Here is a 15442-nt window from a genome sequence, read left to right on the forward strand (position 1 = left end):
TGCCCGGTGCCGCGCGCACCCGGGCCGGAACGGTGGAGGCAGAGCTGCCTCTGCCTCCACCGCCCAGCACACAGACAAAGTGAGGTCTCGCCGTAAGCGCCACAGACAGCTTCGACGACCTGGTGTCGCCTTACGGCGTTGTTCAGGCCACCGGTGCGAACCGTGCCGAGGGCTGGCTGGCCGGCATGACCGTCTCCCTGGCCGACGGCGGCAGCGGATGCCCCGGCCTGGGCGTCGGCCGTTCCCCCAGCACCGGCTGCGGCCGCGCGTTCGACGACCCGGCGCACGCCCGCATGATCGCCATCGCCGAAGCCGCCGAACGCTATTCGGCCTACGAGCCGCCCACGGCCGGACACCGGTGGGCGACGGCCGCCGAACTCGACGGACCTGTCCTCGACACCACCCGGCTGCCGCGTTGTTCGGCGGCCGAACTGGCCCATCCGGCCTGCCCGGTCACCCCGTTCGACGCCGACGCACCGGTGCGCTGGATCCAGGGCCTGGATCTGGTGTCGCGGGAACGGACATGGATGCCGGCGGTGATGTCGACGTACCGCCTGCACCCCGCGAGACCGGCGGAACGGTTCTGGTACCAGCTGTCCACCGGCTTCGCCGTCCATACCGATCCGGTGGAGGCCGTGGTCCGCGCCATCCTTGAGGTGATCGAACGCGACGCGATCGCGCTCACCTGGCTGCAGCGGATGCCGTTGCGGCCGATCCCGGCCGAGGCGCACTCACCGATGCTGGACCGACTGCTGGCCGCCGCACAGCGGCACTTCGTGCACACCCTGCTGCTCGACGCGACCACCGATCTCGGGGTGCCGACCGTGTACTGCCTGCAGATCGCCGAGCACGACCCGCGGGCGCGGCACGTGGTGGGGTGTGCGGCCGACCGCACCCTGTCCGCAGCGGCGGAGAAGGCACTGGCCGAGACACTCAGCATCCGTGATCTGGTCTACGCCGGCCCCGGTGCGCCGGAGTCCTTCGAGGAGTTCACCGACATCGCCGACGGCGCCCGCTACATGGCCGTGCCGGAGCGGTCCGAAGCATTCGCTTTCCTGCACCGGGGGAGCGCCGCCGGGCCACGCCGTCCGCCGCCCGCTCTGCCGACGCCACCGCAGGCCGCACTGGACACCCTGCTGGAGCGGCTGTCGGCACTCGACATGCCGGTGCTGGCAGTCGACCGCAGCCATGCCGAACTCCGCTCGGTCGGCCTGACCGCGGTCAATGTCGTCATTCCCGACCTGCAGCCGATGTCGCTGCTGCCGCTGGCCCAGTTCCGCGCCCATCCCCGGCTCTACCGGGCACCGGCCGCGATGGGCTTCCCCGTCCACTCCGAGGAGGAGCTCAACCCATGGCCGCAACCGTTCGCGTGACCGGCACCGTGCCGGTCCTCGGCCTCGGCGCCTTCGGATCCCGGGTGGCCGAGCTGCTGTGCGACGGCATCGTCGGCGCGTACCGCATCGGTCCGGACGACCTGGCGGGCTCCTTCGCCCGCCGGCCGGCCGCGGTCGTCGTGGCTGCTCCGCATCCGATGCCGGAGGTGTGCCGCAGCGCTGACCGTGCGGCCTGGCAGCACGGGGTGCCGTGGCTGCCGGTGGTCGACGAGGACCTGACCGTCCGGCTCGGCCCATGGGTGGTGCCGGGCGCCGGGCCCTGCTTCGACTGCTATCTGGCGAGGCGGGTCCAGCACGACGACCAGTCCGCGATCACCGCCGCAGTCCGGGCGGCCTGCGCGGACGACCCCGCGTGCGGACCACGCGGATTCCTGCCGCAGCACGCCCGGGCGGCGGCGGGCGTGGCACACGGCCTGCTGCACCAGCCGCCCGACCCCGGAACAGTGGTCGCGCTCAGTGTGCGCAGCGGAAACCTCGACTCCCACCGGGTCCTGCACTGCCACGGCTGCCCCCGCTGCGCCCCCGAATCCGTACCCGGCCTCGACCGCACCGGAGCACTGGCCGAACTGCTCCGCCCGGCCGGCGGCACGACACCGTACGGGGTTCCGGCATGAGCGCACCGTCGACCACGCGGGATCTCCATCGGGTCGGCAACGTGCGTCTGCGTCGCGGGCTCACGGTCGTCCCGACCGAGCGCGGGCTGGTCGTGGAGGGGGTGGGCCGACGGCACTTGTTCGGCGGTGCGTCGGCCACGGACGTGCTGCCGAGGCTGTTCACTCTGCTCGACGGCGACCGCGACCTGGCCGGCATCGCCGGCGAACTCGGCCTCGACGCCGCCCAGCTCACCTCGGTCCTGGAGCTGCTGACCGACCGCGGACTGCTCGAACCCGTACCGTCCGGCGTGGTGACGGCGGAGGAGACGGTCGCCGACTATCTGTCCCGCACCGGACCGGTGGCCGCCGCCGACGGCGGGTCGGGGAACGCGCTGGTCCGGCTGGCCATGAGCCGGGTCGTGCTGACCGGACCGGCCGTGGTGACCGGGCGTATCGCCGACGACCTGCGGGTCTGTGGCGTGGGTGGGATCACGACCGTGGCGCAGGGCACCCCGGTACCGGTCGGCCCGGCGAACCTGCTCGTGGTCTGCGACGACGGGACGGACCGAGTCGGTGAGGCGTACGGGGCCGGTGTCGCGGACCGGATCGGCGATGCGGACCGGGTCGGTGAGGCGTACCGGATCGGTGTCGCGGAAGGTTGCGAGGTCTTGCGGTGCAGCGTGCGGCGTACGGCCGGCCGTATCGCGGCGATCGAGATCGGACCACGCTTCCACCCCGGCCACACCGCGTGCCCGGACTGCCTGCGGACCGGCCACGAACGCGCCTTCCCGGAGGAGGAGTTGCCGGAGGAGGAGTTGCCGGAGGGCAGCACGCCGTCCGGCGACGCGTCCGGTGAGCTGCCAGGTGCGGTTGCCGATCTGTTCGCCGGGCTGGTCGCCGCCCAGATCACCGCTGTGCTGGCCGGCACCGCCCATCCGGTGCCGCGCCGGGACCTGTGGCGCCTGACGCTGCCGGATCACACCAGTCGGCGCTGGACGGTCGCCCCGGAGCCCGGCTGCCGTGCGTGCGGGCCCATCGGCACCGGCGCGGAGCAGGAACTCGACACGGTCGAATGGCTGTTGCAGAGCCCACCGGACGAAGTCTTCCAGGGCGACAGCGCAGCCCCGGCCTGGCCCGACCCGCTCGACGTCCTCGATCTCACGACCAGCCCGCGGCGCCGGCTCGCCACCCCGGACAGCACGGCCTGCACACCGGGGCTGCTGGACGAACAGGCGGTCAGCCTGCTGCTGTCCCGCACTGCGGGCCCCCGCGAAACCACCGGGGCACCCGGCAGTCTTCCGTCGCGGTGGTGCCCCAGCGGCGGCAACCGCGGCTCCGTCCAGCTCTTCCTGCTCACCGACGAGAACTGGCCGGGACTGCCGGGCACCGCCTTCAAATACGACGCCGACGCCGGCACCCTGATCGCGGTTCGCGCCGACAAACCGTCCCTGTCCGAGCTGCTGGGCGGCACCGGTCTGGCCGGACGGCAGCTGCGGGCGGCGGTGGTGGTCACCGGTGCGGTGTACCGGCTGCGCGGCAAGTACGGCGACTTCGCCTTCCGGCTGGCCCACCTCGACGCCGGTTGCGCCCTGGCCCAGTGCGCGCTGGTCGCGGCCGAACTCGGTCTGGAAGCCGAGCTGGTGTCCGGCGACACCGGCGGCCTCGCCGGACAGCTGGACCTCAACCCCGGCGATCAGCTGGCGATGGGAATCATCGGACTCTACGGGAAGGACACCGGCGATGCCGCTGCTGGACCAGCGTGACGTGATGGACGAGTTCGCCACGCGACTCGCCGCCGCCCGGCCGGTGCCGGTGACCGGTCCGGCCGGCCGGGCGGTGCCGCTGCCGGAGGGTTCGCTGTGGGAGGTGCTGTCGGCCCGGCGGTCGGTGCGGTCCTTCGCGGACCGGCCGATCGGCGCCGGCGACCTGTCCGAGCTGCTGGCCACCGCTCTGGCCGCCGAGCGCGACCGGTGGCCCGCCAGGCCGCCCGCGGACCTGACGGTGCTGACGCAGGCCCATCGCGTACACGGGCTGGCCGGCGGGTGGTACGAGGTCGCCCCCGACGGCAGCCACACCGGCGTGGCCGGTGCGCCGGAGCTGCCCGATCCGGCGGCGTACTTCGACGACGCCCCCGTGGTGCTGTCGTTCGGCGGCGATGTGCGGGCCGCGGTACGCCGCGCGGGCGTCGCCGGATACTCCGATCTGCTGGTACGGTCCGCCGAACTGGCCCACAGCTGCTGGCTGTTGGCGATCGCTCGCGGGTTCGGCGGATGTCTGCGTGGCCGCGCCCAGCACTTGTCCACCGCGGCCTTCGCCGCCGGCGGCCCCGGCCGCCGTCACCTGCTCAGCCTGACCCTCGGCCACCCCGCGCCCGAGCAGGCCCCGCCCGCCCCGCGACCGTCCGCCGATCAGCGGCCGGCAACTCGATGAGCGCGACCGCCGATTCGGCAGCCGCGGCCGTCCGGGCGGCCACCGCCGCCGACTCTGCGACTACCGACGGTCCAACCGCCGGTGTGGTCACCCGGACCGCTTTCGACGGCGATGACGAAGACGGCGGCAAGGCGTACTTCACCGGCACGCACCGTGCGTGCCCGCCGGCCCAGACCTGGGACCGTATCGCCCCGCTGCTGCCGGCCGCCGGTGTCAGCCGGATCGCCGATGTGACCTGGCTGGACGACATCGGCATCCCGGTCTACCAGGCCATCAGCCCGGCCAACCGCTACCTGTCGGTGTATCAGGGCAAGGGCCTTGACCACATCTCCGCGAAGGTGTCGGCGGCCATGGAGGCGATCGAACGCCTGCACGGCGCGCACCTGGACACCCGGCCCGACCACACCGGTACCGCCGGGGATGTGGAACCCGGCCTCGGCTACCGGCTCGACGAACTCACCCTGCGCCCCCGGCACTGCCTCAACCCAGCCACCCGGCTCGACTGGCGTGCCGCGGTACGCCTCGACGACGGCGGCCGGACACTGGTGCCGCTGGAGTGTCTGAGCCTGGACCGCCGGGTCCGCCCGCGCTGGCGCCCGCCGCTGTTCGCCCCCACCAGCAACGGCCTGGCCGCCGGGAACAACCGCTACGAGGCGATCGTGCACGGCCTGTACGAGGTGATCGAACGCGATGCGATCCACCGCAACACTCCCGCCGGGCCCGCGTTCGCCATCGACCCGGCCACGGTCGCGGGACCGGCGGCCGGGCTGCTCGAACGGTACCGGGCGGCCGGGGTGCGGGTCGGGATCGGCGTGCTGGCCACCCCGCTGAACCTGCCCTGCTTCAGTGTGGCCATCGTGAGCGACGGATTCCCGCTGCCGGTCTACGGCTACGGCTGCCACCTCGACGCACAGGTCGCGCTGTGCCGGGCGCTCACCGAAGCCGCCCAGGTCCGGGTGTCGGTGATCGCCGGCGCCCGCGACGACCTGGACGACCGCCTCTACGCGCGGTTGCGCCGGACCATGGCCGGTCCGGCGGCGCCGGCGCCGCCCGACGACCGGCCGAACGCCGGGTTCGACGCCGTCGATTCGGTGCGGGTGCCCGGCCACCGGGCCGAGGCCGCCCTGCTCGCCGGCCGGATCGTCGCCGTCACCGGCCGCAGCCCGCTGGTGGTCGACCACACCCGTCCCGAACTCGGCGTCCCGGTCGTGCACGTGATCTGCCCCGGGCTGACGATGCCCGCCGCTCTGTGAGGCCGCCCGTGACCACGCGCCACCTGTTCATCGGACCTTCGGCACCCGGGTTCGTGCCACCGCCGGGCATCGTTGTCCGGCCGCCGGTCGCCGCCGGTGACCTGCTCGCCCTCCCGCTCACCGCGGGCGACACCGTCGGCATCGTCGACGGCTACTTCCATCAGGTCCGGGCGGTGCCGCACAAGGAGATCCTGGCCCTGCTCGACCGCGGGGTCACGGTGCTCGGCGCGGCCAGCACGGGAGCCCTGCGCGCCGCCGAACTCGACACCTTCGGGATGCGCGGGGTCGGGCAGATCTATGAGGACTACCGCTGCGGGCGGCTCGACGCCGACGACGAGGTCGCCCTGCTGCACGGCCCGCCCGAAAGCGGCTACCGCGCGATGTCCGAGCCCTTGGTCAACATCCGAGCCTGTCTGGCGGCGGCGGTACGGGACGGAGTGTGCGCGCCGGAAGCCGCCGAGCGGATCATCGCCGCGCTGCGGTCGGTCCCGTATGCACTCCGCTCCTATCAGCGGTTTCCCGAGCTGGCCGGTACGAGCGGCCTCGATCCCGGGGAACTGGCCGCACTCGGCCGCCATTGCGCGCGCAACCGCCGCGACGTGAAACGCGCTGACGCGCTCGCCCTGGTCGAGGCGCTGTGTGCCGACGGCCGGAGCGGCGACAGTGCCGACGGCGCGGTTGGTGACCGTACCGGCGATCCGGTGCCCCGCACCGTGTTCCTGGCCGACTGGGAGGACCGGGCCAGGCGGCCGCCCGGCGAGCGCCCGGACCATCCCGGCAGTCTGACAGCGCTACGGGTGCTGCAACTGTTCTCGCCCGGATTCCCGGCGCTCCGCCGCGACCTGGTCCTGGCGTTGCTGGCACGCGAATGCGCCGCATCCTGTGGTCCCCGGCAGACCGGGGGCGACGCCGCGATCAGGCACGGGGTGCATCGCGGGGTGTACCCGGATCCGGATGAGCACCCGGACGGCTTCGACTTCCTGCGCCCGTGGCTCACCGACGAGGAGGTGGCCTGCGGCGACCGGCGGCGCCAGCTGCGCCTGTTCCTGTCTCGCAGCTTCGAGACCGAGCCCGGGACCGGCCGGGAATCGGTGTTCCTCGACGATCTGGAACCCACCGAGGAATTCGCCCGGGCGGCCCGCACAGCCGCCGCCTGCCGCCGCTTCACCGACGAACTGACCGCGGAAAGGCCGGACTTCACGGTGGACCGGATCTCGCCCGAGCGGATCGCCGAACTGCTCGTCCAGCAGTGGGGCGGCGCGCCCGCCGAAGCCGAATTCCACGCGCTCGACCGTGGGTTCGGCTCCTTCGCGGACGCGATCGAAGCGGCCCGGCCGTACTACCCGCTGGTCAAGCTCCAGCCGAGGACCTGAGGACCTGAGGACCCGGATGTGCTGCCCCGTATGAGAGGTGCCGCGCCGGTTCCGCAACACGGGCAGTGAGCCGGTGGGTCTCCGGCCCGCTGCCCGGGTCGCGATGCCCGCAACCAAAAGGTGAGCGTCCGCGAGCCCAGCACCCGCCGGACAGCCTTCCCGCCGGGCGAGGACACGTGCCCCGCTCCCGATCAGGCGTGCCGTGTGACCTTGCCATTGCTTGTGACACTCACAGTAGCCTCCCCGCCGGCCGGAACTTCGACTCGTGGCCAACCGAGGAACGCCGTATATCCAAGGGGGCGGGCCGATTGGCGGGCCGTTTCCGCCAGCACCGACACCTGTGCCGCATAGGGCGTTTCGTTCGTCAGGCGGAGCACTGTGGATCGGCCGTTCCCGTGGATACGTTCAACCCCGACATGGTCAAAGGTGAAGAGGACGTCTTCCCCGGGCCGGACGTAGATGCCGGGAAGTTCGAGTGCCATCAAGATGCCGTCGGTCTCGGTCCAGGAGTTTCTCGTCCGGATGAATTCGCCGATACTGTCCTTGCCCTCGGCGTCGCTGGGCTGGATCCGTTCCATGCTCGAACCGATCAAGTTGTCGGTTGTAATGTGCCCCGGCATATTGACGGCCTCGGCATGAGCATGCTGGATATCCCTGATGAGTTCTGCGTACTTTTTCTGCCCGGTTGCTCGATACAGCTTGAACAGGTGATCGGCGGAGGAGGTGCAGACGCCTGGCGCAGCATGCTTGTTCTGACTACTTGCCCAAACGGCGCCGGCCATCCTGCCGCCCAGTCGCGCAATATCGCTGCCTGCCGGGAACAGCGGATCGTACGCAAGCGTCCAGGACGAGCACAGTGCGGCTTGAACCTTCGCGCGGTCCAGCCAGGCGCTCTTGCCCGTGTACTGGTAAAGCGCCATGAAGGTCTCCAGGAGACCGAACGACGTTTCGGAATCTGCATCCTGTGAGATATCCGCGCATGCGCCGCCGGTGAATCCGCGGGACTTGACGTCGCGCTCGTAATAGAATTCGGCGCTTTCCTCGGCCACGGCCAACCAGTCCGGACGACGGAAGTATTCTGCCGCCAGGGCGAGTCCCGCCGGAGCTATGGCTCCTGCGGTCGAGTTGTAGACGGCAATCCCGCCCGTTTCGGGAACGATGTACTGACCGAATTCACCGCACTCCCGCCAGGTGCGGGTGAAGGCCGCGGCCAGATCGCGCGCGGCTGATTCCCAGGTCTCCTTGACGGTTTCGCCGTGTCCCTGCACCCTCAAGATCATCAAATGTTTGATAAGCCAGAAGAGGACGTCCCCGTTCTTGCGCACCATGGCCTGTACTGCCGGAAAATCGGGGTGGGACTTCTCTGAGCGGATTTCGCCGTCCGAGCTGATGTAGCCGAAGAAGAATCCGCTTCGCCCTTGCATACGAGAACAGATGAAGTCGAGTTCCTCGGCGACTCTACTGCGTTCTGTATCGTCATTCAGGGCCAGCATGGGGTAGGTGTTTATCATGCCGCTTACCCAGCCCAGCTGGAAGTCCTTCGAGTTTTCCGGGAGGTAGTACTTGCCGGCCTTGGTCTCGGTGAAGTTTGCGCGGCAGATGTCGGTACCGAGCTCCGCCAGCTTGCTCATTGGGAGCAGGTTGCGGGGCACCGTGGCCCCCGTCAGTGACTTCCGTACGTCCATGAATTCTTGCAGGAGAGCCGGAATTCCGTCAGCATCGAAAGTGAAAACCTGGAAGCGAATCGACACCGCGTCGCCGGCAGACCAGTTCGGCGCACTGTCCCCGCTCGGTCGAAAGTCGCCGAAACCGGCCGCGAGCCGACGCACGACAGGTGCCGAAATGCGAAAGTCGCAGCTTTCCCTGCTCGCGCTCTCCTCGATGGAGAGTCCACTATTGCCCAGTCGTGTGGCTTGCTCAGTGAGGACGATCCATCCTTTCTTGAACCTGGGCGAGAAGAAGCTCATCGACGGAGCAGCAGTTGCGCAGGTTTCCAGCTCGATCTGTGAGGACTCCGAGGTGTCCAAGGCGAGTCGCGGGTTATTCGATGTCACCAGTGATGCCCGCGGATTGTAGTACATGTCGGCCGGATAGTCTGGATTGTATCCATTTCCGATGGCGCGGTAACGATTGCCATTGTAGACAATTCCGGGAATCATCACGTAGTTCACGGTCTCCCACTTCTTGAATGGGAAATCAATCGAGATTGCGGTTTGCTCCGCTTCTCCCTGCTCCAAAGTGCACGTCAAGGTGACGTCCCATCCCTGACGACCGGGTATGCGCCGTGTTTCCCATGCCAGCTGCCACCGCTGCTGGTCGTCGATCAGCGTGTCGCCGTCAAACTTCTGGGTCTGACGCAGCGTGGTGCCCTCATACTTCCGAGTCAAAACTCGTAGAGAGCCATGGAGTTCTCGTATGGATCGGAACAATCCGGCTGTCTGGTCATCCGTACCCCCGACCTCCGGAGGAATCGGCTGAGCCAGCGAGGGTGTCGGCTTAAGGGCGATCTTCGCGCCGACTCCGGCGGCAGCCAGTAGGGAAAGGTAGTTCCTCCTGTTGAGCATTCCACACCGTCCTCGCGTACGTGGCTTCTCCGGCCGGAACTTCTCTGAAGGCCTGCACTTTGGCACGGTCGGCGAGAAGTGCGCAAGGATAGATACGAAACATTCTTCGCCGGGTCGGGCATCCCGAGGCGCTGGAATTCAGGTGGGTTGTCCCAGTTCGCGGTGATCGGCGGGGCGGGAGAACTGGAAGCAGGCGGACACAGCCCTGTGCGGATCACGGAGGTGTGGCCGGGTCGGCCGCATTCCCCGATCCCCGCGCCGAGCGGGGTCACCCCACCACGCTCTCCCGCCAGGCGCGGTGCAGCCCCGCGAACTGTCCGCTTCCGCCGATGAGTGAGTCCGGGGTGCCGTCCTCGACGATCCGGCCGTCCTCCATCACCAGGACCCGGTCGGCGATCTCCACCGTCGAGAGCCGGTGGGCGATGACCACCGCGGTACGGCCGTGCAGCACCGTGTCCATGGCGTGCTGCACCGCCCGCTCGCCCGGAATGTCCAGCGAGCTGGTCGCCTCGTCCAGGATCAGTACGGCCGGGTCGGCGAGCAGCGCGCGGGCGAACGCCACCAGCTGCCGCTGGCCTGCGGAGATCCGTCCGCCGCGCTTGCGTACATCCGTGTCGTACCCCTCCGGCAGCGCGCTGATGAAGTCGTGCGCGCCGATCGCCTTCGCCGCCCGCTCGATCTCGGCGGCGGTGGCCTCGGGCCGGCCGATGGCGATGTTCTCGGAGATCGTCCCGGAGAAGAGGAACGCCTCCTGCGTCACCATGACGACCCCGCGCCGCAGTTCGGGCACGTCCAGATCGCCCAGGTCGACGCCGTCGAGCCGGACCTGGCCCTCGGTCGGGTCGTAGAACCGGGCCAGCAGCTTGGCGAGAGTCGACTTGCCCGCGCCGGTCGAGCCGACGACCGCGACGGTCTGGCCCGCCGGGATGGTGAGGTCGAAGCGCGGCAGCACCTCACCGCCGGTGCGGTACGCGAACCGGACGCCGTCGAACACGACCTCGCGGCCCGGGTGTTCGGACGCGAGGGCGGGCAGCGTACGCGGGGTCACCGGCGCCGGGACCGTCGGCTCCTGGGCCAGCAGTCCGGCGATCTTCTCCAGTGAGGCTGCTGCCGACTGGTACGAGTTGAGGAACATGCCCAGCCGGTCGATCGGGTCGTACAGCCTGCGCAGATACAGCACCGACGCCGCCAGCACCCCGAGTTCGAGCCCGCCCTGGGTGACCCGGTAGGCGCCCCACAGCACGATGCAGGCGACGGCGGTGTTGGCGACCATCCGCGAGCCGGTCACATAGCGGGCCATCTCCAGCATGGAGTCCCCGTTGACGCGCTCGTGGTGGTGGTTGAGCCGCTCGAACTCCGCGTCGTTGGCGCGCTCCCGGCGGAAGGCACGCACCGGCCGGATGCCGTTCATCGTCTCGGCGAACTTCACGATGACGGCGGCGACCGCGGTGGAGCGCCGGCTGAACACGACGGTGACCCGCTGCCGGTAGCGCCGGATCAGCAGGTACAACGGCCCGAACGACAGCACGGCCACCGTGCCGAGCCCGGGATCGAGCCAGAGCAGCATCGCGCAGATGTAGACGGCGGAGAGCACGACGCCGATCAGCTCCTGGAGCCCGTCGCTGAGCAGCTCGCGCAGCGACTCCACATCGCTGGTGGAGCGGGAGATCAGCCGGCCCGACGTGTAGCGCTCGTGGAAGTCCACACTCAGTGCCTGTGCGTGGCGGAAGATCCGGCCCCGCAGGTCCAGCAGGGCGCCCTGGTTGACGCGGGCGGAGACCTGGACGAACGCGTACTGCAGGCCTCCGGAGAGCAGCGCACTGGCGAGGTAGCCGACGGCCACGGCGATCAGCGGGCCGCGGTCGTTGTCGCGGAAGGCGGGGACGCCGGTGTCGATGGCGTACGCGACGAGCAGCGGCCCGGCCTGCACCGCCGCCTGCTGGATCAGCATCAGCACGGCGGAGACGATCGCCGCCGTCCGGTGCGGCGCGACGAGCGAGCGCAGCAGGGCGCCGGTCGCGCCGGGCGGGGCGGGCAGCGCGTCCTTGTCGAACGGGTCGTCACCGGCCTGCTGCGGTACGGCCGCAGGGCCCGCTCCGGGTCCTGAGCCGGGTCCCTCGCCCGGGTCCGGTTCCGCGGCCTCCCGGCCGTCGACGGTGGTGGTCATCGGGTCCCGTCCCCCTCGGCGCCGGACATCAGCCAAGCGTACTCGGCGTTGCACTGCAGAAGTTCGTGGTGGGTGCCGACCGCGTCGATACGTCCGTCCGAAAGCAGCGCCACCCGGTCGGCGAGCAGCACGGTGGACGGCCGGTGCGCGATGACGAGGGCCGTCGTCTCCGCGAGCACCCGGCGCAGAGCGGCCTCCACCAGCGCCTCGGTGTGCACGTCCAGCGCGGACAGCGGATCGTCGAGCACCAGGAAGCGCGGCTGCCCGACGACGGCGCGGGCCAGCGCGAGTCGCTGGCGCTGCCCGCCGGACAGGCTCAGCCCCTGCTCGCCGACCTGGGTGTCCGGGCCGTGCGGCAGTTCGTGCACGAAGTCGGCCTGGGCGGTGGACAGAGCGCGCAGCAGCGCGCCCTCGTCGGCGCCCGCGTCGCCCATCCGGACGTTCTCGGCGACGCTCGCGGAGAAGAGGGTGGGCTCCTCGAAGGCGACCGACACCAGCTCGCGCAGCCGCTCGCGGGGCAGGGCGGTGATGTCCTGACCGTCGAGGGTGATGCGGCCCCCGGTGATCTCGTGCAGTCGCGGTACGAGCGCGGTGAGCGTGGTCTTGCCCGAACCGGTGGAGCCCACCAGGGCCAGCGTCTCGCCCGGCCGGATGTGCAGATCGATGCCGTTGAGGACGGGCGGGGTGCCGGGTGGGGCGTCGGGATACCGGAACTCGACGCCCTCGAAGCGCAGGCCGTCGCCGGTGCCGGCGCCGCCTGGGCCGAGCGTGGCAGGACCGGCGGCGTCCGCCTCCTCGGCCACGTCGATCACCTCGAAGTACCGCTGGGTGGCGGTCGACGCGTCCTGGGTGATCGCCAGAAGGAAGCCGATCGACTCCACCGGCCAGCGCAGGGCGAGCGCGGTGGAGAGGAAGGCGACCAGGGTGCCCGCGGAGAGATGCCCGTCGGCGACCTGGATCGTGCCGAGGACGAGGGCCGCGCCGATCGCCAGCTCGGGAATGGTGGTGATCACCGCCCAGATGCCCGCCAGGAGCCGGGCCTTGACCAGCTCCGTCGAGCGCAGCCGACCCGACAGCTCACGGAACGCCAGGGCCTGGCTGCGATGGCGTCCGAAGCCCTTGATGATGCGGATGCCGAGCACGCTCTCCTCGACGACCGTGGTGATGTCGCCGACCTGGTCCTGGGAGACCCTGGCGACCTTGGAGTACTTCTCCTCGAAGATCTTGCAGAGGATCATCAGCGGAATCGCGGGAGCCAGCAGCACCAGCCCCAGCGTCCACTGCTGCACCAGCAGGATGACGAAACCGACCACGATCGTCACCCCGTTGACCAGGAGGAACGTCAGCGGGAAGGCGAGGAACATCCGCACCATCATCAGATCGGTCGTGCCGCGCGAGAGCAACTGGCCCGAAGGCCACCGGTCGTGGAAGGCCACCGGCAGCCGTTGCAGATGGCGGTAGAGGTCTGCCCGCATCGACGCCTCGACCCAGGAGAGCGGCCGGGCGACCAGCCACCGCCGCAGACCGAAGAGCAGCGCCTCGGCGACCCCGAGCCCGAACAGCATCAGCGCGCCGATCCAGACCCCGTGGGTGTCCCGGTCGGTCACCGGGCCGTCGACGATCCACTTCAGTACGAGCGGGATGACCAGGCTCAGACAGGAGGCGACGACCCCCACGAGAGCCGCAGCGGCCAGCCGTCTTCGCACCGGTCGCACATACGGCCAGAGCCGCAGCAGCGAACGTACGCCGGACAGTTGTCTGTCTGTTGCATGTGTTTCGGGCATCGGGCGGGAGCCTACGGTCCGGCACTGACAGTGCCCACTGGATTTCGCGGCAGTTCGCGCCGCCCGGCACAGGACACCGGCCCGGCCGCCGGGAGGTCGTACCCCGGTATCAGCCGATCGGTTGATGACTGTTCGAGCGTGATGACGGATGCCGCCCGACGCCGTACCCCGGGAGCCTGTGGGCATGGCAATCATCGAAGTGGACGGGCTGCGGAAGGCGTACGGCGGCAAGCCCGCCGTAGACGGGGTGTCCTTCGCCGTCGAGGTGGGGGAGATCTTCGGGATTCTCGGGCCGAACGGCGCGGGCAAGACCACGACAGTGGAGTGCATCGGGGGGCTGCGGGTGCCCGACGGGGGCGCGGTGCGGGTGGCCGGATTCGACCCGGTCGCCGACCACGACCGGGTGACGCGGATCCTCGGCGCCCAGCTCCAGGAGAGCGAACTCCAGCCGAAGATCACCGTCCGTGAGGCGCTGGAGCTCTACGCGTCCTTCTACCCGCACCCCGCCGACTGGCGGCCGCTCGCCGAACGCCTGGGCCTCGCCGAGAAGGCCGACTCGCGCTTCGCCAAGCTGTCCGGCGGCCAGAAGCAGCGGCTCTCCATCGCGCTGGCGCTGATCGGCAACCCCGAAGTGGTCGTACTCGACGAGCTGACGACCGGGCTCGACCCGCGCGCCCGCCGCGACACCTGGAAGCTCATCGAGGACGTCAGGGACAGCGGGGTGACCGTCCTGCTCGTCACCCACTTCATGGAGGAGGCCCAGCGCCTCTGCGACCGCATCGCCGTGATCGACCGCGGCCGGGTCGCCGCGCTCGACACACCGGCCGGCCTCATCCGCCGCTCGTCCAGCTCGACGGTCATCTCCTTCACCCCCTCGCAGCCGCTCGGCGACGACGAACTGGACGCGCTGCCCGGCGCCGCCTCCCTACAGCACCGGGACGGCGCGCTGGTCATCGAAGGCACCGACGAGACGGTCAACGCCGTCATCACCCTGCTCGCCAGGCACCACATCACCGCCCACCAACTCCGGGTCACCGACGCCACGCTGGACGACGCGTTCCTGGACCTGACGGGAGCCGAAGCATGAGCACAGCGACCGCGACCACCCGTACGAAGGCCACTGCCAAGGCCGGCGCTTCCGCCGCCGTCCTGCGCTCCGAGTTCAGGCTCTTCCGCCGCGAACCGGCCACCCTCTTCTGGGTCATGGCGTTCCCCACCATCCTGCTGGTGATCCTCGGCTCCATCCCGTCCTTCCGGGAGCACGACTCCTCGATCGGGGGCCAGACACTGATCAGCGTGTACGTCCCGGTCACCGTGCTGCTCTCGATGATCCTGGCCGGACTGCAGGCGATGCCCCAGGTGATCACCGGATACCGGGAGCGCGGCATCCTGCGCCGGATGTCCACCACACCGCTCAGGCCGCACGCCCTGCTCACCGCGCAGATGGGCCTGCACGGCGCCGCGGCACTCGTCTCGACCCTGATGCTGCTCGTCGTCGGGCGGATCGCCTTCAAGGTCGCCCTGCCCCAGCAGATCCTCGGCTATCTGCTCTCGCTCGTCCTGGCGGTCTGCGCGGCGCTCGCCATGGGCTCCTTGGTGACCGCCCTGTCACGCAGCCAGAAGATCGCGAACGCGGTCGGCTCCGCCGTCTTCTTCCCGATGATGTTCTGCGCCGGGGTCTGGCTGCCCGTCCAGGCGATGCCGGACGCCATGGCGCACGTCGTCGAACTGACCCCCTTCGGCGCCGCGGCGCAGGCCCTCAACACGGCCGCGACGGGCGGCTGGCCCGGCTGGACCCACCTGGGCGTGCTCGCCCTGTGGACGCTGCTGCTGTCGGCCGCCGCCAACCGCTGGTTCCGTTGGGAGTGACGGCGGCCATGGGCC

11 protein-coding genes are annotated in these 15442 nt (G+C 70.3%); 8 read left to right on the top strand and 3 right to left on the bottom strand.

Going from position 1 to position 15442, the window contains the following annotated elements; all coding sequences use genetic code 11:
• Positions 1 to 185: 185 nt before the first annotated feature.
• The 6 genes from OHB13_RS26480 to OHB13_RS26505 are packed head-to-tail and all read left to right on the top strand — an operon-like array spanning position 186 to position 7043.
• Positions 186 to 1373 carry a YcaO-like family protein gene (locus OHB13_RS26480; protein ID WP_328378721.1) on the top strand — a complete coding sequence of 396 codons (1188 nt, stop codon included), beginning with the start codon at positions 186 to 188 and terminating at the stop codon, positions 1371 to 1373.
• Entirely contained in the window at positions 1352 to 2008 is a 657-nt protein-coding gene (locus tag OHB13_RS26485) for a TOMM precursor leader peptide-binding protein (protein ID WP_328378722.1), read from the top strand. Before OHB13_RS26480 ends, OHB13_RS26485 begins: the two co-directional genes overlap by 22 nt.
• Positions 2005 to 3750, top strand: coding sequence for a TOMM precursor leader peptide-binding protein (locus OHB13_RS26490; RefSeq protein ID WP_328378723.1), 1746 nt, complete (start codon positions 2005 to 2007; stop codon positions 3748 to 3750). Before OHB13_RS26485 ends, OHB13_RS26490 begins: the two co-directional genes overlap by 4 nt.
• A complete protein-coding gene (locus OHB13_RS26495; protein ID WP_328378724.1) occupies positions 3728 to 4417 on the top strand; it encodes a nitroreductase family protein in 690 nt (229 codons plus the stop codon). Before OHB13_RS26490 ends, OHB13_RS26495 begins: the two co-directional genes overlap by 23 nt.
• Positions 4414 to 5670, top strand: coding sequence for a YcaO-like family protein (locus tag OHB13_RS26500; RefSeq protein ID WP_328378725.1), 1257 nt, complete (start codon positions 4414 to 4416; stop codon positions 5668 to 5670). The genes OHB13_RS26495 and OHB13_RS26500 overlap by 4 nt, the downstream gene beginning before the upstream one ends.
• A gap of 8 nt (positions 5671 to 5678) precedes the next feature.
• Positions 5679 to 7043: a TfuA-like protein gene (locus OHB13_RS26505; RefSeq protein WP_328378726.1), complete on the top strand. Its 1365-nt coding sequence runs from the start codon at positions 5679 to 5681 to the stop codon at positions 7041 to 7043.
• Positions 7044 to 7234: 191 nt separating this feature from the next.
• On the opposite strand, the gene OHB13_RS26510 is transcribed toward OHB13_RS26505, so the two are convergent.
• The 3 genes from OHB13_RS26510 to OHB13_RS26520 all read right to left on the bottom strand — a co-directional run bounded on the left by OHB13_RS26510 (position 7235) and on the right by OHB13_RS26520 (position 13558).
• Positions 7235 to 9607, bottom strand: a complete 2373-nt coding sequence (locus tag OHB13_RS26510) for a hypothetical protein (RefSeq protein WP_328378727.1) — start codon at positions 9605 to 9607, stop codon at positions 7235 to 7237.
• A gap of 268 nt (positions 9608 to 9875) precedes the next feature.
• Positions 9876 to 11774 carry an ABC transporter ATP-binding protein gene (locus OHB13_RS26515; RefSeq protein ID WP_328378728.1) on the bottom strand — a complete coding sequence of 633 codons (1899 nt, stop codon included), beginning with the start codon at positions 11772 to 11774 and terminating at the stop codon, positions 9876 to 9878.
• Positions 11771 to 13558, bottom strand: a complete 1788-nt coding sequence (locus OHB13_RS26520; RefSeq protein ID WP_328378729.1) for an ABC transporter ATP-binding protein — start codon at positions 13556 to 13558, stop codon at positions 11771 to 11773. Before OHB13_RS26520 ends, OHB13_RS26515 begins: the two co-directional genes overlap by 4 nt.
• Positions 13559 to 13742: 184 nt before the next feature.
• On the opposite strand from OHB13_RS26520, the gene OHB13_RS26525 reads away from it, so the two are divergent.
• Together OHB13_RS26525 and OHB13_RS26530 are read left to right on the top strand one after the other, a co-directional pair.
• Positions 13743 to 14645: an ABC transporter ATP-binding protein gene (locus OHB13_RS26525; protein WP_266852847.1), complete on the top strand. Its 903-nt coding sequence runs from the start codon at positions 13743 to 13745 to the stop codon at positions 14643 to 14645.
• A complete protein-coding gene (locus OHB13_RS26530; protein ID WP_266852845.1) occupies positions 14642 to 15427 on the top strand; it encodes an ABC transporter permease in 786 nt (261 codons plus the stop codon). Before OHB13_RS26525 ends, OHB13_RS26530 begins: the two co-directional genes overlap by 4 nt.
• The last annotated feature ends 15 nt before the right edge of the window (positions 15428 to 15442 follow it).

The sequence above is a fragment of the Streptomyces sp. NBC_00440 genome (assembly GCF_036014215.1).
Classification (GTDB): domain Bacteria; phylum Actinomycetota; class Actinomycetes; order Streptomycetales; family Streptomycetaceae; genus Streptomyces.

Coding starts and splice junctions, on each gene's coding strand:
- OHB13_RS26480 (WP_328378721.1), top strand. CDS start 186: ATGACCGTCTCCCTGGCCGACGGCGGCAGCGGATGCCCCGGCCTGGGC.
- OHB13_RS26490 (WP_328378723.1), top strand. CDS start 2,005: ATGAGCGCACCGTCGACCACGCGGGATCTCCATCGGGTCGGCAACGTG.
- OHB13_RS26520 (WP_328378729.1), bottom strand. CDS start 13,558: ATGCCCGAAACACATGCAACAGACAGACAACTGTCCGGCGTACGTTCG.
- OHB13_RS26530 (WP_266852845.1), top strand. CDS start 14,642: ATGAGCACAGCGACCGCGACCACCCGTACGAAGGCCACTGCCAAGGCC.
- OHB13_RS26510 (WP_328378727.1), bottom strand. CDS start 9,607: ATGCTCAACAGGAGGAACTACCTTTCCCTACTGGCTGCCGCCGGAGTC.
- OHB13_RS26485 (WP_328378722.1), top strand. CDS start 1,352: ATGGCCGCAACCGTTCGCGTGACCGGCACCGTGCCGGTCCTCGGCCTC.
- OHB13_RS26500 (WP_328378725.1), top strand. CDS start 4,414: ATGAGCGCGACCGCCGATTCGGCAGCCGCGGCCGTCCGGGCGGCCACC.
- OHB13_RS26515 (WP_328378728.1), bottom strand. CDS start 11,774: ATGACCACCACCGTCGACGGCCGGGAGGCCGCGGAACCGGACCCGGGC.
- OHB13_RS26495 (WP_328378724.1), top strand. CDS start 3,728: ATGCCGCTGCTGGACCAGCGTGACGTGATGGACGAGTTCGCCACGCGA.
- OHB13_RS26525 (WP_266852847.1), top strand. CDS start 13,743: ATGGCAATCATCGAAGTGGACGGGCTGCGGAAGGCGTACGGCGGCAAG.